The 18965-nt window shown below is 58.0% G+C and carries 14 protein-coding genes; 4 read left to right on the top strand and 10 right to left on the bottom strand.

Annotation, left to right across the window (positions count from 1 at the left end; genetic code table 11):
* Nucleotides 1-44: 44 nt before the first annotated feature.
* Nucleotides 45-803, bottom strand: a complete 759-nt coding sequence (locus tag Q5H33_RS05690; protein WP_004223246.1) for a hypothetical protein — start codon at nucleotides 801-803, stop codon at nucleotides 45-47.
* 174 nt (nucleotides 804-977) lie between these two features.
* On the opposite strand from Q5H33_RS05690, the gene Q5H33_RS05685 reads away from it, so the two are divergent.
* The 4 genes from Q5H33_RS05685 to valS all read left to right on the top strand — a co-directional run bounded on the left by Q5H33_RS05685 (nucleotide 978) and on the right by valS (nucleotide 7061).
* Nucleotides 978-1739 carry a response regulator transcription factor gene (locus Q5H33_RS05685; RefSeq protein WP_022245579.1) on the top strand — a complete coding sequence of 254 codons (762 nt, stop codon included), beginning with the start codon at nucleotides 978-980 and terminating at the stop codon, nucleotides 1737-1739.
* 136 nt (nucleotides 1740-1875) lie between these two features.
* Complete coding sequence (nth, locus tag Q5H33_RS05680) at nucleotides 1876-2541, top strand: endonuclease III (protein ID WP_033524301.1); 666 nt, start codon at nucleotides 1876-1878, stop codon at nucleotides 2539-2541.
* 42 nt (nucleotides 2542-2583) lie between these two features.
* A complete protein-coding gene (locus Q5H33_RS05675) occupies nucleotides 2584-4146 on the top strand; it encodes an ABC transporter substrate-binding protein (RefSeq protein WP_195552744.1) in 1563 nt (520 codons plus the stop codon).
* A 128-nt stretch (nucleotides 4147-4274) separates the two neighbouring features.
* Complete coding sequence (gene valS / locus Q5H33_RS05670) at nucleotides 4275-7061, top strand: valine--tRNA ligase (protein ID WP_117502302.1); 2787 nt, start codon at nucleotides 4275-4277, stop codon at nucleotides 7059-7061.
* Nucleotides 7062-7234: 173 nt separating this feature from the next.
* Here the strand turns inward: valS and Q5H33_RS05665 are convergent, their stop codons facing one another.
* The 9 genes from Q5H33_RS05665 to Q5H33_RS05625 form a co-directional block, all read right to left on the bottom strand.
* Nucleotides 7235-9295 (bottom strand): hypothetical protein, encoded by a 2061-nt coding sequence (locus tag Q5H33_RS05665; protein WP_302423474.1) that lies wholly within the window; start codon nucleotides 9293-9295, stop codon nucleotides 7235-7237.
* Between the two features lie 167 nt (nucleotides 9296-9462).
* Nucleotides 9463-9876 (bottom strand): chorismate mutase, encoded by a 414-nt coding sequence (locus Q5H33_RS05660; RefSeq protein ID WP_065447001.1) that lies wholly within the window; start codon nucleotides 9874-9876, stop codon nucleotides 9463-9465.
* A 24-nt stretch (nucleotides 9877-9900) separates the two neighbouring features.
* Nucleotides 9901-10377 (bottom strand): Lrp/AsnC family transcriptional regulator, encoded by a 477-nt coding sequence (locus tag Q5H33_RS05655; RefSeq protein ID WP_302423473.1) that lies wholly within the window; start codon nucleotides 10375-10377, stop codon nucleotides 9901-9903.
* 451 nt (nucleotides 10378-10828) lie between these two features.
* A complete protein-coding gene (rho, locus tag Q5H33_RS05650; protein ID WP_302423472.1) occupies nucleotides 10829-12979 on the bottom strand; it encodes a transcription termination factor Rho in 2151 nt (716 codons plus the stop codon).
* Nucleotides 12980-13278: 299 nt separating this feature from the next.
* Complete coding sequence (locus Q5H33_RS05645; protein ID WP_004223226.1) at nucleotides 13279-14868, bottom strand: NAD(P)/FAD-dependent oxidoreductase; 1590 nt, start codon at nucleotides 14866-14868, stop codon at nucleotides 13279-13281.
* 259 nt (nucleotides 14869-15127) lie between these two features.
* Complete coding sequence (locus Q5H33_RS05640) at nucleotides 15128-15439, bottom strand: DUF2469 domain-containing protein (protein WP_003833998.1); 312 nt, start codon at nucleotides 15437-15439, stop codon at nucleotides 15128-15130.
* The gene (locus Q5H33_RS05635; protein ID WP_004223221.1) at nucleotides 15439-16542 is read right to left on the bottom strand and encodes a GNAT family N-acetyltransferase; all 1104 of its coding nucleotides are present in this window, start codon (nucleotides 16540-16542) and stop codon (nucleotides 15439-15441) included. The genes Q5H33_RS05640 and Q5H33_RS05635 overlap by 1 nt, the downstream gene beginning before the upstream one ends.
* 310 nt (nucleotides 16543-16852) lie before the next feature.
* Nucleotides 16853-18349: an Asp-tRNA(Asn)/Glu-tRNA(Gln) amidotransferase subunit GatB gene (gene gatB, locus Q5H33_RS05630; RefSeq protein ID WP_302423470.1), complete on the bottom strand. Its 1497-nt coding sequence runs from the start codon at nucleotides 18347-18349 to the stop codon at nucleotides 16853-16855.
* Between the two features lie 25 nt (nucleotides 18350-18374).
* A partial coding sequence (locus Q5H33_RS05625; RefSeq protein WP_302423469.1) for an amidase family protein occupies nucleotides 18375-18965 on the bottom strand: 591 nt, incomplete at its 5' end.

Here is an 18965-nt window from a genome sequence, read left to right as displayed (position 1 = left end):
TTCCTGCGCTTTCGCGTTTTCTCGCGATTGCAGGAATCACACTATTAGAACATGACGGTCGCGTACGATGCGATACCGACCACAATTCCGGAAATCATAACCGGCAGCAGCGCAATGCCGATCCACGGATTCTTGGATTGCGGATCGGGATCGGCATCACGATTCCACCAATACGAACACGCGTCAAGCGCGATAATCAGCAACAACGCCACAATCACCGCAACAGCCCACGCCGTCGTCGAGCCATAATCGGTGGAAGCCGCGTTTTCGCCGGAACGAATCGGCAGCAGCGTCGATAGGAAGCACCAGCCCGCGCTGCCAATCATGGCAACGCCTTCCACAACATTGTGCGACAGCGAACGAATCAGATGCGTACGGTTCTCACGCGCCATCTGACGCCCGAACGAAACCACAATCAGCAGGATCAGCAGACCGCCGACGCCGGCGATCCAGCCTTCCTGCATCCAAAACGTGTCTTCGTCACCCAAACCGGCAGGGAAAATCGCACGTCCGAGCATCATCGTCGTGGCACACACCACGGAAAGCAAGCCCGCAATCACGGAAATCGCATGCCCCGCAACACCATCGCGGAACGGGTTGAACACGGCAAGCAGCGCAATCATCGCCACGGAAGCCACAACCGTGAACGACACGATTGCGGGCTCTTCCGCATTCCCATAGGAAATGCCGGGAATCAGAGCAAGCACAACCAGCACCACATATGCGGCGATTTGGACGGCAAACACCTTGCCGAACGAGGCTTTCTGAGCCGACTTGACGGCAACTTTTTCAGAGGCGGTCATTTCGTCCCCTTTTCATGATTTTCCATAATGTGGTCATTACGTATGCGATACCATTAAATGTAGCCGCAAGTGTCCACATAGTTCAGATAAAATTAATGAAACGCCGACAACACACAACAAGAGTACAATCGCGGCAACGATACAAAACCAGTACAAGAGACAAAGGGAGCTAACGTGACGGATCTGACGCTTATGACGTTCGCTAGCGACCCAGCTACCGTGCTTCCTTCTCTGGCGCTGCTTTCCCACCGCGTACGCGTGCTACCAATGGACGCGGCAAGTCTGGTGAAAATGCCGGAAAACACCATTCTTTTTCTGGATGCGCGAGATGATCTGGCCACGGCGAAAACATTGTGCCGCCTGATTCATGCATCCGGACTGTCCACGCCGATCGTGCTCGTCCTCACCGAGGGTGGCTTCACCGTGGTCAATTCGCAGTGGGGCATCGCCGACGTGGTGGTGGCGTCCGCTTCCCCGGCCGAAGTTGAGGGGCGTCTTCGCTTGGTATCCGAGCGCGGCAACTCGCCGGTCAATGCGGTTTCCGGTTCCGGAGAATCGGGCGTGCAGAACGAAGACGGCATGATCCACTCCGGAGACCTGGTGGTGGACACCAACGGCTATACGGCAAGTCTGCATGGGCATCCGATCGACTTGGCATACAAGGAGTTCGAGCTTCTCAAGTACCTCGTGCAGCATCCGGGACGCGTGTTCACCCGCGCGCAGCTGCTGCAGGAAGTGTGGGGCTATGACTATTACGGCGGCACCCGCACCGTCGACGTGCATATCCGTCGTCTTCGCGCCAAGCTGGGCGGCGAATACGAGCATGTGATCGGTACCGTGCGCAATGTCGGCTATCGTTTTGATCCTCCGGAAGAAGAGGAAGGCGAGGCGGCGGCCAAGGACGCCGCAGCCCACAACGCTTCGAGCGAAAACTGATTGTCGCACTATTCGCATTGCTGGCATTGCCTGCGATTTGCGATGCTTGCGATTGCCACGATACTTGCGATCTGACTGTCGGCTATCTCACTTTCGTACGCGCGATTGCATATTCATGCGACGGTAGACTGGTGCCATGCCCCGGGAATCGAAACAAGCGCGACTGTCACGCATGCATCAGGAATACGCCGTATTGTGCGAGGAGATTCCGCATCCGAAATGCGCGCTGAATTTTTCAAACCCGTTTGAGCTGCTGGTGGCGACCGTGCTAAGCGCGCAAACCACCGACAAACGCGTGAATATGGTCACACCGGAATTATTCGGCGAATATCCGGGACCGGCCGCACTTGCGAGCGCCAATCCCGAACACGTGGAAAGCATCATTCATTCCATCGGATTTCATCATACGAAGGCAAAGAACATCATCGGACTTTCTTACGCATTGTGCGAACGGTTCGACGGCGAGGTGCCGCAAACCATGGATGCTTTGACAAGTCTGCCCGGGGTCGGGCGCAAAACCGCGAACGTGGTGCTTGGCAATGCTTTTGGCGTGCCGGGATTCCCTGTCGACACGCATGTGATCCGTGTGACCGGGCGGCTGCGCTGGCGTTCGGACTGGGCGAGCGGCTCCCCCGACCCCAAAGCCATCGAACGAGAGATCACCGCCTGCTTCCCGCCCGAAGAGTGGACGGACCTGTCTCACAGGCTGATATTGCATGGTCGTGCCATATGCCATGCGCGCAAGCCCGACTGCCTCAACTGCCCCCTTAACGACACCTGTCCGAGCGCATTCGCAGCGTAACGCGCATGCCCGCTGTAGCCTGTGCCAACTAGACTCAGCACCATGGAAGACACCATGGAAGAAGAAAACGGGCGGGAAGCCAAGCTGAAAGCCGAAATCACGCGATGGCTGATCTTTTTCGGCGTCGCCATCATGCTCAGCGTCATGACCTGGCTGGGCTGGTCGCTGACGAACCGCAAAAATCCGATTACCTCCTTCACCACGCTCGTTTCCGACTCCTCCGTGGCCATCGGCATTCAGGGCAGCGCGCCGGAATCGCTCGACATCCGCACCGAACAGGGCACCGCGCTGGAGCAGGCGCTGCTCGAAAACGTGTACGAAACCCTGGTGTCACGCAGCGAAACCAACAAACTGCAGCCGTCAATCGCGAAATCATGGCAGATTTCCGACGACGGACTGACCTACACGTTCACGCTCAACAGCAACATGACCTTCGCCAACGGCCATAAACTCGACTCGTCCGACGTGGTCTGGTCGCTGCAAAACGTCATCAACAACAATTACGTGGGATCCGACCAACTTGGTAGTCTCAAGGAAATCACCAATCCCGACGAAAAAACGGTGGTCATCACCCTCAATCAGCCGAATCCGTGCCTGCTGCGCGCGTTGAGCGGGCGTGCCGGCATTGTTTACGATGAGGAAAGCACGGCGAATTACGGCAAGAAAGCCGTGGGATCGGGACCGTTCACCGTGGAAGCCTCGTCGAAAACACAGATCGTGCTGCAGCGCAACGACTCGTATTGGGGCACCAAAGCCGCCGCATCGCAAATAACGCTGTATTACTACGCTTCCGAAGATTCGCTGGTCAGCGCCATGGAAGCCAAGAAAATCAGCATGGCATTGCCGTTGAGCGCGTCTGCCGCCGATGAGCTCAACCAGCAAAGCGGCATCAACTCCGACAGCGGCATCAGCTTCGACAAAGTGATGCTCGCCTTCAATAACGGCACCGAAAGCCCGTTCTCCGACGAGCAGATCCGCAAAATGACGAGATACGCCATCGACGCGCAGACCATCGCCAAAGACGCTCCGGACGCCTATTCGTCGCTCGGAGGCCCGATAAGCCCGCTGGAAGACGGGTATGAGGATCTGAGCGAACTGTTCCCCTACAATCTTGAGCAGGGCCAGCAGATGCGCAGCTATTTCGGCGCATACTATATCGCCGATATCGATCTGCTGGTGCCCAAGGAATATGAGCAGATCGGCAACACCGTGAAATCGGCGATCGAACAGCTCAATATCGGCGTCAATCTGGAAGTGCTCGATTCCGCGGCGCAAGTCACGGAACGCATGAACGCGGGCACCTACAATATCGCGCTCACCACCATGAGCGGCGAAAACGATGCGAGCGTATTCACCGACGGCCAAAGCGTGTTCCATTATGAGAACGGCGATGTGCAGCAGGCATATGCGGACGCGATGGCGGCCACCAATGATGACGATTATCAGGCACGCATGCGCACGTATGCACGCGCCGTCAGCGAAAACGCGGCAAGCGACTGGCTGTACACGCGCAAGAATTTCATGGCGGTAAGCGACCAATTGCAGGGATATCCGAAAAATCTGACCGACCGTCTGCTGCCGTTGAGCAGAGTGAAGTTGCAGTGATTTTCCCGCGATTGTCAATCAATCGCCGAACACTGCGGACAATCCGTGTGTTGCGCTGATTTTCTTGCGATTTCGGCATTCGGCTGCAGTTCCGTAAGTTGTCACATTCGCTTTCTAGACTAGCGTTTATGACTGAAAGCCAAGATAATACCATCAACGCGAACCTCACGCCGCTGCCCGACAAGGTCGGCGTGGACGGTCTCGAAGACAAGTGGCGCGAAGTCTGGGACGAAAGCGAAGTCTACAAGTTCCAGGGCACCCGCGACCGCAAGGCCGTGTATTCCATCGACACCCCGCCGCCCACCGTTTCCGGCCACCTGCACGTGGGCCACGTGTTCTCGTACACGCATACCGATGTGATCGCGCGATTCAAGCGCATGAACGGCTACGACGTGTTCTACCCGATGGGCTGGGACGACAACGGCCTGCCAACCGAACGCCGTGTGCAGAACTATTACGGCGTGCGTGTGGACACCTCCCTCAAGTACGATCCTGATTTCGTGCCGCCGTTCGAAGGCACCGATGGCAAGAAGATCGACGCCAAGGATCAGGTTCCGATCTCCCGTAAGAACTTCATCGAACTGTGCGAGAAGCTCACCGCCCAGGATGAGAAGCAGTTCGAGGCGCTGTGGCGTTCCCTCGGCCTGTCCATCGACTGGACGCAGACCTACCACACCATCGGCGAGCACCCGCAGCGCGTGGCCCAGAAGGCGTTCCTGCGCAATCTGGCCCGCGGCGAAGCGTATCAGAAAGACGCTCCGGGCCTGTGGGATGTGACCTTCCAGACCGCAGTGGCCCAGGCCGAGCTGGAATCCCGCGAATATCCGGGCTTCTACCACAAGGTGGCGTTCCGCTTCGAAGACGGCACTCCGATCTACATCGAAACCACCCGTCCGGAACTGCTGGCAGCCTGCGGCGCACTGATCGCGCACCCGGATGACGAGCGTTACAAGCCGTATTTCGGCCAGTACGTCTACTCCCCGCTGTTCCACGTGAAGGTGCCGATTCTGGCGCACAAGGCCGCGGAAATGGACAAGGGCGCAGGTATCGCCATGTGCTGTACGTTCGGTGACGTGACCGACGTTGAGTGGTGGCGTGATCTGAACCTGCCGCTGCGTTCCATCATCCAGCGCAACGGACGCATCGTGATGGACACCCCGGACTGGATCGAAGACGAGGAAGGCAAGCGCGTCTTCCAGGAAACCGCCGGCAAGACGACATTCTCCGCACGCAAGATCATCGTCGACGCACTGCGCGAATCCGGCGATCTTGACGGCGAACCGACTCCGACCAAGCGTATGACGAACTTCTACGAGAAGGGTGACAAGCCGCTCGAAATCGTCACTTCCCGCCAGTGGTACCTCAAGAACGGCGGCACCGATCAGAAGCTGAACGCCGAACTGATCGAACGCGGTCGCGAACTGAACTTCCATCCTGATTTCATGCGCGTGCGTTACGAAAACTGGGTGAACGGCCTGAATGGCGATTGGCTGATCTCCCGTCAGCGCTTCTTCGGCGTGCCGTTCCCGCTGTGGTATCCGGTGAAGGAAGATGGCACCGCCGATTACGATCATCCGATCGTGCCGAGCGAGGACCGCTTGCCGATCGATCCGACCGACGATGTGCCGGAAGGCTACAGCGAGGACCAGCGCGACGTGCCCGGTGGCTTCACCGCCGAACCTGACATCATGGATACGTGGGCGACCTCGTCGCTCACCCCGCAGATCGTGACCCGCTGGGAAGAGCCAGGCGAAGAGAACCAGGCGATTTTCAACGCCACCTTCCCGATGGATCTGCGTCCGCAGGGTCAGGACATCATCCGCACCTGGCTGTTCTCCACCGTGGATCGCGCGCATCTCGAGAACAAGTGTCTGCCGTGGGCCAATGCCACCCTGTCTGGATGGATTCTTGATCCGGATCACAAGAAGATGTCGAAGTCCAAGGGCAACGTAGTTGTGCCAGACAAGCCGATCAAGCAGTTCGGCGCCGACGCGGTGCGTTATTGGGCCGCTGCGGCACGTTTGGGCCTGGATGCCACCTACGACGAAGGCCAGATGAAGATCGGCCGCCGTTTGGCCATCAAGCTGCTCAACGCCACCAAGTTCGCACTGGCCATCGGCCGTGAGGATGAGAACCACCATGTGGGCGCTCCGGCAACCGCAAGCTGGAACCCTGCCGACGTGACCGAGCCGCTGGACCGCGCAGCCATGGCCAAGATGGCCCTCGTAGTGCGCGAAGCCACCGAAAGCCTCAACAACTACGAGCATTCCAAGGCTTTGGAAGTCATCGAAAACTACTTCTGGCAGTTCTGCGACGATTACATCGAGCTGGTCAAGAACCGTGCATACGGCACCGCAGACTCCACCGGCCATGTGCCGAGCGAGAAGGCCGTGAAGTCCGCTCGCACCGCGCTGGGACTGGGCTTGGATGCCTTCGCACGCCTGCTGGCACCGTACCTGCCGTACGCCACCGAAGAAGTGTGGAGCTGGATGCATGAGGGCGAAGGCTCCGTGCACCACGCCGCATGGCCGAAGGCTGAAACGTACGATGCGGCCGCAGCAGCCGTCTCCCCGGAGCTGCTCACCCATGCCGGTGAAGCTCTGGCCGCGCTGCGTGGCATCAAGTCGAAGGCCAAGGTTTCGATGAAGACCCCGATCCTTTCCGTGCAGCTGGGCGTTTCCGATGAAGCGCGCGAATCCATCGAAAGCGCATTGGGCGATATCGCCGAGGCCGGTCGCGTGGTCGGACGCATCTCCTTCATGGGAGCGGCCGCCGCACTGAAGGCCGTCAAGGAAACCGCCGAAGCAGCCAAGGAAGCCGTCAAGGAGGCCAAGGCTGATGCCGAAGCCGCCATCGACGTGATTGTGGCCGACAGCGAACTTGGAGAGCCGCCGGCTAAAAAGCCGAAGAACTAATGGCAACTGTAGGTGAAACCGGCAGCCTTCGTGGCAAAGCCGTTCACTTCACCTACAGACAGTCCACAGGACTGTCTGCTTAACGGCTCAGCCGGCTAAAAAAGCCTAAGAGGGGATCTTCCACGATTGGAAGGCCCCCTCTTTGTGTATCTGGATCCTATGTTTATACATTTTTATAAAACGGGAACTGCAAGCAGATATTGAGATTGCGCGGCCTTAGCAGGCTGCGATTGCACAGGCATATCCGGATACAGCTTCTGCAAAGCCTGCTGCAATATTTCGGCAGCGGCCGCAATTTCAACGGTCTCGTCAATCAAATCGCTATTATCAGGCACAATCAACGTGCGATTTCCGGAACCAGCAATGCCGTATGCTGCAATCGGCAACGCACTTGTCATCAACATTTCGGAAGATGCGGTTTTTCCTGTTGTTCCAGTATTTTCAGATGCGGAATCTACCGAATCGCCATCGCTGGATTTCTTTGATTCCACTCCCCCGACTTTCGCAACGTTCTTCGACGTGGTATCGGCAGCCGCGCCAAATGACGATCGCAGGCCACCCGCGTAGCTCATCACATCATCCATGCTGATGGCGTTCTTGTCGTCCACCAAGCTGGCCGCAGTACCGTCGGAAGCGTTCTGCTGATTGGCCGCATCCGCCTGCGCGCGTTCCTCCTTGCGTTGGGCCTTGATACGCGCCCGCTCGGCACGGCCCGCAAGCGACGTCTCCGAAGCCGAGGCAAGTCCCATAGACCCCTTCAACGTAACTTCCGAACCATCGACAGTATCGTCGGAACTGGTCGAATCATCACCTGCATCAAGCTGATCCGCAAAATGAAGCACGATCTGGTGGAACGCACTGGCCTGACCCGTGTGCTCGCTCGCATCCGCCAACGCCTGCATCGCATCGTCAACCTTGCTTGAAGCCGACTTCAACTTCTCATTGCCGTCAATGCTGTTGCGCACATCCGCAATCGCCTGAGATTCCAAGTTTTGCGCCGAACCTGCGGAAGCCTCCAATTCCTTAAGCCGAGCGGTGTACGCGTCGGTGAAATCCATGGAATACGGAATCATCGCCGAAGAAAGCTGCGACTGGCCGGCACTGTAATCCTTGGCGCCACGCTGCTGCTCCTCGCCCGCACGCTTGTTGAGTTCCGCCACCAAACCGGATGTGCCACGCTGTTCGATGGTGCGAATCACCTCGTTCACCGCGTCGGCGGCACCCGTATGTCGGTATGCGGCGCTCACATCGTTGACCGCGTTGGCCAGATCGACCACGGACTGCGCCACCGCAGTATCGCCATTCAGTTCGGCCGCGGTGCCGAGAATGGCGGTAAGTTGCGTGGTATCGCCAATCGATCCGGAAAGATGCGTCGTATACGAGCCGACGTACGCGTCGATATACCCGTTGAACGCCTGCTCATGTTCCTGCTCACGCTGGGCGATGGTCGTTTCGGCAAGCTCCTTTTCATGATCGCGCAGTTGTTCGAGCTGCGCGATGAGCTCATGGTTGCGTTGCGATCCGACATTCGTCAAACCATCCACCAATGTGGATGCGCGATCGGTCAAACTGGTGAGATTGCCATAGCAGCCAGTTCTTTCGGAATCGCAGGCAACAGCGGCGACAGACAGCGAACTCATGGTGAAGTTTTTCGCAGTCACATACGTATGAATCGTAAGATCCTCACCCGGCTTGCCTACCGCAGCGACCAATGTCGACGAATTGCCGGCAAACACAAGCACGCCTTCGTCTGAGGTCGCGTCATTGCCGACGCGGTTGGGAATGGTGAACGCGACGATCGGCGTCAGATCAGCCGTTTCCTCCGGTCGTTCCGATTTCAGATCGATGCGGATGCCGACCACGCCCGATGCACCGGAAATCTTGGATGCGCTGACGGTCGGACCGTCCAAAGTAAAGGTCGCCGTTATATCCCACGGCAGTTCCACACGCTCTTGCGGCACGCGCTGCGAAGACGTCGCGCCCTCATCTGCATTCATGTCCGTATCAGTTGCAGAAGCGGCGTCACTCGTCAAATACAAGCGGCCCGGCTCATCAACGGACTCATATGCGCTCATCACATCGTGCGAGGCCACCGCCGAGACGTACTCGCCGTTCCGACGCACCGCATCAACCACATTCGAAACCCCGACCGCGCATACGGGAGCCGCCGAAACCAGCGTTACCGCAATGGACGCAGCCAGCATGTGCCGCAGATGGACACTCGCCACACGCATATCACGCTCACCACGCGTGCTATCGGCATGATGGGCACAAGATGCACGAAACGCAACAGAACGACGCATGCCGAGCCTCTCAATCGCAATCAAAACAACGTTCCAAAGCAATCAATGTAGCGCGCGGCATGCCCCGGCAAGAAACGATTTCGCGGAAAACAGACAGGTCAGGCGAATACGTCGAGCGCACCCGGATCGACGCCGTTCTCGGCGATACGCTTATGCCTGCGCTTGGCTTCGGTCACCACGAATTCGCGATACATTTCGGCGATGTCGGGATCCAACCCGGCATCGACAGCAATGCGGTGCAACCGTTCGATCTGGTAATCCTCACGCTTGTAATCGGCCGGCGCGAAACCCGCGCGGGCTTTCAGCACACCCACTTGGGACGTGTATTTGAAGCGTTCCGCCAGTAGGGAAACGATGGCCGTGTCGACATTGTCGATCGACTGGCGCAATGCAGCGATTTTCGCCACGGCATCGGCGACCTCGGGATTGCTTTGCGCGGTGCCCGCATCGATGACGGTTTCGGTTTCATGCTCTTCTTCTGGCCGAAGCCAGTCATGTTCGCTATCGCTCATGCGTACAAGACTACCGCGCGCATGTCACTTGGAGAAGTACCGTTGCAGCACAATCGTGGTTTCCGTGCTCACCGGCACCGTTTGGTGGATGACGTTCAGCAGATCCTCAAGCTTGCTTGGCGAGGCTGCGCGCACGGTCAGCATGTAGCTGGGTGACCCAGCCACGGAATCGCACGACATGATGCCTTCGATATCCTGCAATTTGGCGGGAATCTCGGCTTCCTTGGAATAATCGATCGGCGTGACCGCAATGTAGGCACGTACGGCGAGGCCACGCTTTTCATCGTCGATAACGGCCTTGTAGCCGAGAATCACATTACGACGTTCCAGTTTCTGCACGCGCGATTGCACCGCGGAAATCGACAGTTCCGTAGCGTCCGAAAGCTGAGACAGCGTAGCGCGGCCGTCTTTCTCCAGCATGCTGAGAATGGTCTCGTCGATATCGTCGAATTGGCCCACGCTCGCATGCGTGGTGTCGGGTTCGTTGCCATTGCCTGTCATAGATGCCCCTTTCCAACAAGCATTCTGCATCAGTCCGGTAGGACCGACTCCCCTATGCAGCTCACGTTTCCGTCCATTACCATACCCACCCCAACACACAATCCGTCAACTGCATTTTCGTAACATTTCCAACGAATTTCGATTTTCAATCATTTTTCTCCTATTTTTTTCATATACCCCCTATATAGCAATACTATTTTCGTCTTTTTACTTTCGATTTCGTATTTTTTCGTGCGTCGGTTTTTACATACCGTATGTCCACAACGTGATCATCCACATTGCCGAATCGTGCGGAACTTTCGGAAAACAATCGAAACGCATTCGAAAGTAGTTGAAAACTGCAAAACGGAAAAACAGCCGAACAGAAAGACAGCCGAACGAAACAAAAGGGCCGCATGGCGATTGTCATACGACCCTTGGATGCGTAACCGCAGATTGCGATTACCTGCGATTAGCTGTTGCCGTTATTCGCGGTATTGCCGCTCTGCTGGATCAGCGACGCCATGAAATCACGGTTGGTCGCGGTCTTCTTCAGACGCGGCACAAGCGTCTGGTAAGCCTGCTCAGGCTCCAGACCGCCAAGCAGACGACGCAGACGGTAGATGATCGGCAGCTCCTGCGGATCGGTGATGAGTTCCTCGCGACGGGTGCCGGAAGCGTTCACGTCGATGGCCGGGAACAGGCGCTTGTCTGCCAGTTCGCGGCTCAGGCGCAGCTCCATGTTGCCGGTGCCCTTGAACTCCTCGAAAATCACCTCGTCCATCTTGGAGCCGGTTTCCACCAGTGCGGAGGAGATGATGGTCAGAGAGCCGCCGTTTTCGATGTTACGAGCGGCACCGAAGAACTTCTTCGGTGGGTACAACGCCTGGGCATCCACACCACCGGAAAGAATACGGCCGGAAGCCGGAGCGGCGATGTTGTAGGCACGGGCCAGACGGGTCATGGAATCAAGCAGCACCACCACGTCCTGGCCAAGCTCCACGAGACGCTTCGCGCGTTCGATGGCGAGTTCGGCGACGGTGGTGTGGTCGGAGGCCGGACGGTCGAAGGTGGAGGAGATGACCTCGCCCTGCACCGTGCGTTCCATGTCGGTGACTTCCTCCGGACGTTCGTCCACGAGGACGACCATCAGGTGGACTTCCGGATTGTTGGTGGCGATCGCGTTGGCGATGTTCTGCAGGGTGATGGTCTTGCCGGCCTTCGGCGGAGACACGATCAGGCCACGCTGGCCCTTGCCGATCGGCGCCACGATGTCGATGAGGCGGCCGGTGAGCTTGTTCGGCGTGGTCTCCTGCTTCAGGCGTTCCTGCGGATACAGCGGGGTGAGCTTGCTGAACTGCGGACGATGCTGCGCTTCCTCGACGCTCATGCCGTTGATGGAGTCGATGGACTGCAGCGGCACGAACTTCTGACGCTGGTTGCGGCGGTCGCCCTCACGCGGGGTACGGATGGAACCGTGCACGGCATCACCCTTGCGCAGCCCATACTTCTTGACCTGGCCCATGGAAACGTACACGTCGTTCGGACCCGGCAAATAGCCGGAGGTACGCACGAAAGCGTAGGAATCGAGCACGTCGACGATGCCCGCGACAGGCACGAGATCCTCTTTCGGCTCCTCGTGACGCTGTTCGCGTTCAACATTGCGATCCGTGCGCTCGTTGCGCTCGACGCGATCGTTACGCTCGTTGCGATCATTGTTACGGTCGCCGGTACGGCCACGACGCTCGTCACGCTCGTCATAATCGCGGTCACGGCCACGCAGGCGACGGCCACGACGATCCACGCGGTCACCCCTATCGCTGACGCGACCGCGACCACGACGCGCGAAATCACCGTCTTCAGCCTCGTCACGACGTTCGTCATCATCACTGCCCTGCGAAGGCAACGTGGCGAGAATGTCATCAAGATCGCGCACAACGTCCTCATCCTTCGGCCCTTCCACCGCACGACGGCGACGGCGCGGCTCAACGTCGGACGCATCATCCTTACGATGGCGACGACGATCATCCTGCTTCGGCGAAGCATCGTCCAATCCCAGTTCGGCCAGCAGATCGGTGGCAGCGTCCGCATCACGGCGGCGACGGCGCTTCGGAGCCTCATCGATGCTGTCCAGGGCGTTCACCGCGGCCATGACATCGGCCGCCTCCTCGCTCGTCGGAGCCTCAGCCTGCTTGCGACGGTCAGCACGCTCGGTGCGCTCGGCACGTTCCGTCTGTTCGGAGCGCTCCGCACGCTCAGCGCTATCAGCACGTCCGGCAAGGGTCTTCCTAACGGTTTTGGCCGTCTGCTTTTCGGACTGCTCAGCCTCGTTGGCTTTGCTTTCGGCAGCCTCGTTGGACTTGCCGGATTCCTCAGCCGTGTTCGCCGCGACCTCAGCGTCTGCGGTTTGGGCTTCAGCAGGAGCCACCGGAGCGGCCGGTGCAGCGGACTTCGGAGCTCGCACGGTCACACCGGCAGGCGCTTCACCGCCGGAACGAGCGGCCTGAAGCGTCGCGATAAGTTCCGGCTTACGCATGGTGGAGGTGCCACGAAGGCCCATCTGCTTGGCGAGCTCCTTGAGCTCAGGCAGTTTCATGTCTTCAAGATTCGGGCTGGTTGCCACTGGTTTTTGCCTTTCCCCTAGCTTTCGCAAGCACACGCCTGCAACAGCTGTAAAAAGAGATACGGAAATTTCCGCCACTGAAAGTCCGCCGCGAAATATCACGGTTTTCGAACTTCCCTAACCATACAACGTCATCCAGACCAACGCAACGTAGGCGTGCCAACGTATTCATGCCAATCAAGCATTCAAGTCAATGACAAATCGCAAATCACAATGCGAAAGACCCGCCATGCGATCACATGACGGGTCTTTCGCTTTACCACATGCTTTACAGCAACAGGTGCAGGTCTTGCCGGAACCTACTTTTCCTCGTGATAGCTCTTGTCGGTATTGACGGACCATACGTTCTTCTTGGACGTCTTGCCGTTCTTGATATTGCCGACGGCCTCGATTGCGGTGGCCATGGAATGATCCATGTTGTTGTAACGATGCTGGCCGTTGCGGCCGACGCAATACAGATTGCCGAAGGAATCGAGGTATTCCACGAGCTCAGGCATGCGATCGTAGGTGTCAAAATATGCCGGATACGCCTTCTTCACGCGCTCACGATGGGAGTCGATCACGTCTTGCGGACCGTTGATGATCTGCATGCGCGTAAGCTCCTGGATGGCGAACTTCTTCGCTTCCTCGTCAGACATGTTCCAGAAGGAATCGCCTTCTTCGCAGAAGTATTCAAGACCGATCCACACGGTGTTGTCAACGTCCTTGACCAGGTACGGGCTCCAGTTGTTGAAGATCTGCAAACGGCCGACCTTGTAGCCCGGATCCTGCACGTAAATCCAGCAATCAGGCACGATCGGCGGGTTGCCGAGGGTGGGAATGTCGGTGGTGTTCGACAGGCGCAGGTGCTTGACGAGCAGACCAACGGTCACGAAGTCGCGGTACGGCAGGCCGTTGGCGATTTCGGTCATGTCCTTCGGCGCGGGCTGGCTGGAAGCGTCCACGGCGTTGATGAGATCCTTGACGGGCATGGAGGAGATGAAGTCGTCCGCGGCCATTTCGGTGCGGTTGCCTTCGGAATCCTCATATACCACGGATGCGATCTTGCCGTCGGCCTGGCGAATCTCCACCACGTTCGCGTCGGTGATGACCTTCACGCCCGCGGCCTCGCAGTTGGCCTCGACGGTTTCCCACAGCTGGCCCGGACCATACTTCGGATACCAGAATTCCTCAATCAGCGAGGTTTCAACCTCAGCATTGCTGCGCTTCTTCGGCAGGAGCTTCTGGAACGCGTTCTTCAGCACGCCCATAATGCTCAGGCCCTTGACGCGCTGCGCACCCCAATCGGCGGAAATCTGGGACGGATGGCGACCCCACAGCTTCTCGGTGTACCCCTCGAAGAACATGGAATACAGCTTGCGGCCGAAACGATTGATGTAGAAGTTCTCCAGATTGTCTTCCGGCAGCTTGTGCACCATGGACTTCAGGTAGCTGAAGCCGGCAACAAGCGTAAGCTTCGGACCCATGGCCTTCAACGTGTTGGCGCTCAGGGAAATCGGGTAGTCAAAGAAGTGGCGGTTCCAGTAAATACGAGACACGCGATGACGCTTAAGCATCACCTTGTCTTCGACTTCCGGATCCGGTCCGCCCGGTTCCATATCGTGCTCGCGACCGAGCTTCTTGTCATCATAGCTTGGCGCGCCCTGCAGCGGCAGGACCCCCTTCCACCAATCCATGATGCGTTCGTCCTTCGAGAAGAAACGATGGCCGCCAATATCCATACGGTTGCCATCATGCTTGACGGTGCGGGAGATGCCGCCGAATTCGCGGGTCGCTTCCAACACAGTCACGTCGTAGTTCTCGGAGCCACCGTCCTTGACGAGCTCCCAAGCGGCAGTCAGGCCTGCAGGGCCACCGCCGATAATCACCACGGATTGCTTTTGCGTCACTTTGAGGTCTCCTTATGAAAACAAAAATCCCTGATAGTCTACCCGAGGGTAGGGAAACGAACACCGCAACTTGTGCGAATGCTTACAAAATCAAGCCAAGTCAGCCGGATATACGGCTATCGCATCATGCAAAACGCAATCATCAAACCGGCCGATGCACGACCCGACTGCGAGGCCAAAGCGCGCAACCACATTACGCAATCCAACTACGCGACCAGCAACCGCACAGCTGGCAACCGCGTGACCGGCAACTGCGCAGCTAGATGGAATCAGGAATGTCAATATCGGTTTTCTGCACTTCCTCAACATTGACATCCTTGAACGTGACGATACGCACGTTCTTGACGAAACGACTGGAACGATAGACGTCCCACACCCAAGCATCAGTCAGGCGCACGTCGAAATACACGTCCTGGCCTGCGGAACGCACATTGAAATCGACTTTATTCGCCAAATAAAAGCGACGTTCCGTTTCAACAACATACGTAAACAGCTTGATTACGTCGCGATACTCCTTATACAGAGCCAGTTCCGCGTCGGTTTCGTAATTATCGAGATCCTCGGCGCTCATCACTTACCTTCCGTATCGCGCTTGCGACCACGACCAAGCGTGCGCCACCAAGCTTCCTTCGACGTCTTACGCTCGCCCGCCGTGTACGGCCAGCTGTTTTCGGCATCGGCATCGCCAGTAACGGACTTGCGATCATCATGCTCGCTTTGTCGCGCAGGTTCCGCGCCTTCCGCGTCCTTCCGCACAGCCTCGGCCACGTCACCAGCACCATCGGAAGAAGCTTTCTGCACGGATTGCGCAGCTGCCGCGGCATCGTTGACATCCGTACCTTCCGCATCATGCTTCGAAGCATTCTTCTCATTCAGTCGGATGGCAATGGAATGCTCGCGCGCGCTCAACGCTTCCTTGACGCCCGGATTATCTTCGATCACATGCATGCCGAACGCGTCAAGCGAACGGATCGGGTCGAACTCGTCAACCAGCGTGTCCATAACGATCAGATCCTGGTAACGGTTCTGCGAAGCGTTCCACAAGGCGTCGCGCGAACGACCGGACGGCACGAATCCCAACGACTGGTACACGGACACGGAACGCGTGTTCTGCTCGGGCACGGCAACCCAAATGCGATGCATGCCAAGGCCTGCCGGTTCCGGCGCAAGTCCGTACGTCATCACGCGCGGCATGATGTCACGCGAATAGCCACGGCCGCGGTAATCCTTGCCAAGCACCACCTGAATGCGCGCGGAACGAGCCCAACCGTCAATATCGATCAGGAAAATCATGCCAATCACATTGTCGGAATTCGCGGCATCGATCTCGCCATCGCCATCATGGTCGGCTTCGGTGATGATGGACCATGCGATCGTGCGACGCGACTCCGGATCCCCCACACCGGATTCGGTCGGCGTTTCGCCTTGGGACCATGCCACGGAACGACGCACCCACGCATGCACCGCGCCACGCTCGGCAACCCGATCCTTGCCGGTGATTCCGGAAGCGCCGATGTACGCCCCAATGGCGTCCATACGTTCAAGATCTTCGATCACGGACGGACGCAGATGCACCATCTCGCCCTTGATAGACGGAATGACGATGAGATCCGGCAATTCACGCGACTGCTGGTCCAACTGCTCCTGTGTCGCAGCCTCAACTTGTTCTGGCATTATTCCTGTCCCCTACATCATTGCAGGCACGACCGTCGCCGCACCCATACCGAGGGTATTGTACCCGACTGTATGTCAGCTGTGAATCCGCGCGGCGGCAATCGCTGTACATATTCCTCTACCAGCATAACCTGATGTTGAAGGACATGTCGGCAATCGTAAGAAAATGCGCTTCGCGATTATGTATTCTCTTTCTTTGAAATCCCTTTTCCGGAATAACGAAAAGAAAACGCACGTCCCAAGCTTTTTGGAACGTGCGTTTTCCTGCGATTCAACAATCGGCTGTAATCGTCAGCAATCGTTGTAAACGTTACTTGATCTTGCTCATCACGATCTTGGTGACGGCCTTTGCGTCAGCCTGACCGCGAGTGACACGCATGACGGCACCAATGATGGCGCCCATCGGCTTCATATTGCCGCTCTTGAGCTTTTCAACGATGTCAGGATTGGCTGCGAGAGCCTCATCCACGGCCTTTTCGAGAGCGCCGTCATCAGACACGACCTGGAAGCCATGCTTCTTGACGACCTCATCCGGAGTGCCTTCGCCAGCAAGCACACCGGCGACGGTCTGCTTGGCCAGCTTGTCGTTGAGCTTGCCATCGGCGATCAGCTTCTCAACCTCAGCAACATCGGCCGGAGCGATCGGTAGCTCTTCGAGGCTCACGCCCTTGTTGTTGGCTTCACGGCTCAGCTCGCCCAGCCACCACTTCTTGGCACCTGCGGCGGTGGCACCAGCCTTGACGGTCTCCTCAAGCAGATCCAGAGCGTCGGCGTTGAGCACGTCACGCATCTCCAAATCGTTGAAGCCCCACTCGCCCTTCAGGCGGTTGCGGCGCTCGCGCGGCATTTCCGGCATCTGAGCCTTCATCTCTTCGATGTGCTCCTTGGTGATGTGCAGCATCACCAGATCCGGATCCGGGAAGTAGCGGTAGTCGTCGGCGTCGGACTTCACGCGGCCGCCGGCGGTGGTCTGCGAGGCCTCGTCCCAGTGGCGGGTCTCCTGCAGAATCTCGCCGCCTTCGGAAAGGATGGCGGCCTGGCGGCGGATCTCGTACTGGATAGTCTTCTCGATGCCACGGAACGAGTTCACGTTCTTGGTTTCGGAACGGGTGCCGAACGGATCGGACGGGCTGTTGCGCAGCGACACGTTCACGTCGGCACGCATGTTGCCCTGCTCCATGCGAGCGTGGGAAATATTAAGCGCACGCACGATGTCGCGGATGGCGCGCATGTAGGCACCGGCGATTTCCGGAGCACGATCGCCTGCGCCAACGATCGGCTTGGTCACGATTTCGATCAGCGGAACGCCTGCACGGTTGTAGTCGACCAGGGAGTGGTCAGCGCCTTCGATACGGCCGTCAGCGCCACCGACGTGGGTGTTCTTGCCTGCGTCGTCTTCGATGTGGGCGCGTTCGATCGGCACACGGAACACGGTGCCGTCTTCAAGTTCCACATCAAGATAGCCGTTGCCGTTGGTCGGCTTGTCATACTGCGAGATCTGGTAATCGCGCGGCATGTCCGGGTAGAAGTAGTTCTTACGGGCGAACTGGCTCCATTCGGCGATTTCGCAGTGCAGGGCGAGACCCAGCTTGATCGCGTAATCGACGGCGGTCTTGTTGACCACCGGCAGGGAGCCCGGCAGGCCGAGGCTCACCGGGGTGAGCTGGGTGTTCGGCTCGCCGCCGAAGTGGACTTCGGCCGGGCAGAACAGCTTCGTGGTGGTGGACAGCTCCACGTGGGTTTCCAGACCGATGACCGGGTCGAACTTCTTGACGGCATCGGCGTACTTCATCAACTTTTCAGCCATTTTGTTTTCTTTCCTCCGATGCTTCCTACTTGTTCAAGCCGTCGAGCCACGGGGTCTTCAGGGACTGCCAGATCGGACCGTTCCAGTCTTCCTCGAGAGCCGCCTCAAGTGCCGCGGCAGGCTTGTACATGGCCTCGTCACGCTGCTGCGGAGCGAGGAACTGGAAGCCAACCGGCAAGCCGTCGTCGCTCAGACCAGCAGGAATGCTCATGGCCGGAACGCCTGCAAGGTTGGCCGGAATGGTGGTGATATCGATGGCGTACATGGCCATCGGATCCTCGGTCTTCTCACCGAACTTGAATGCGGTGACCGGGCTGGTCGGGCCAACAAGCACGTCGACCTTCTCGAAAGCCTTCTTGAAATCGTCGATGATCAGGGTGCGCACCTTCTGTGCGGAACCGTACCATGCATCGTAATAACCGGCGGACAGGGCATACGTGCCAAGAATGATACGACGCTTGACCTCGTCGCCGAAACCGGCTTCACGAGTGTAGGCCATCATGTTGGCGGCGGTCTGAGGAACGCCCGCCGGCGGCATGACGCGCAGACCGTAACGCATGCCATCGTAACGAGCCAGGTTGGAGCTGACCTCGGACGGCATGATGATGTAGTACGC

The organism is uncultured Bifidobacterium sp. (assembly GCF_959020145.1).
Lineage (GTDB): Bacteria > Actinomycetota > Actinomycetes > Actinomycetales > Bifidobacteriaceae > Bifidobacterium.
The sequence above is the reverse complement of the archived record's forward strand: the minus strand, read 5'-3'. Positions and strand labels throughout refer to the sequence as shown.

Coding starts and splice junctions, on each gene's coding strand:
- Q5H33_RS05690 (WP_004223246.1), bottom strand. CDS start 803: ATGACCGCCTCTGAAAAAGTTGCCGTCAAGTCGGCTCAGAAAGCCTCG.
- nth (WP_033524301.1), top strand. CDS start 1,876: ATGCCCCGGGAATCGAAACAAGCGCGACTGTCACGCATGCATCAGGAA.
- Q5H33_RS05675 (WP_195552744.1), top strand. CDS start 2,584: ATGGAAGACACCATGGAAGAAGAAAACGGGCGGGAAGCCAAGCTGAAA.
- valS (WP_117502302.1), top strand. CDS start 4,275: ATGACTGAAAGCCAAGATAATACCATCAACGCGAACCTCACGCCGCTG.
- Q5H33_RS05665 (WP_302423474.1), bottom strand. CDS start 9,295: ATGCGTGTGGCGAGTGTCCATCTGCGGCACATGCTGGCTGCGTCCATT.
- Q5H33_RS05660 (WP_065447001.1), bottom strand. CDS start 9,876: ATGAGCGATAGCGAACATGACTGGCTTCGGCCAGAAGAAGAGCATGAA.
- Q5H33_RS05655 (WP_302423473.1), bottom strand. CDS start 10,377: ATGACAGGCAATGGCAACGAACCCGACACCACGCATGCGAGCGTGGGC.
- Q5H33_RS05640 (WP_003833998.1), bottom strand. CDS start 15,439: ATGAGCGCCGAGGATCTCGATAATTACGAAACCGACGCGGAACTGGCT.
- Q5H33_RS05635 (WP_004223221.1), bottom strand. CDS start 16,542: ATGCCAGAACAAGTTGAGGCTGCGACACAGGAGCAGTTGGACCAGCAG.
- gatB (WP_302423470.1), bottom strand. CDS start 18,349: ATGGCTGAAAAGTTGATGAAGTACGCCGATGCCGTCAAGAAGTTCGAC.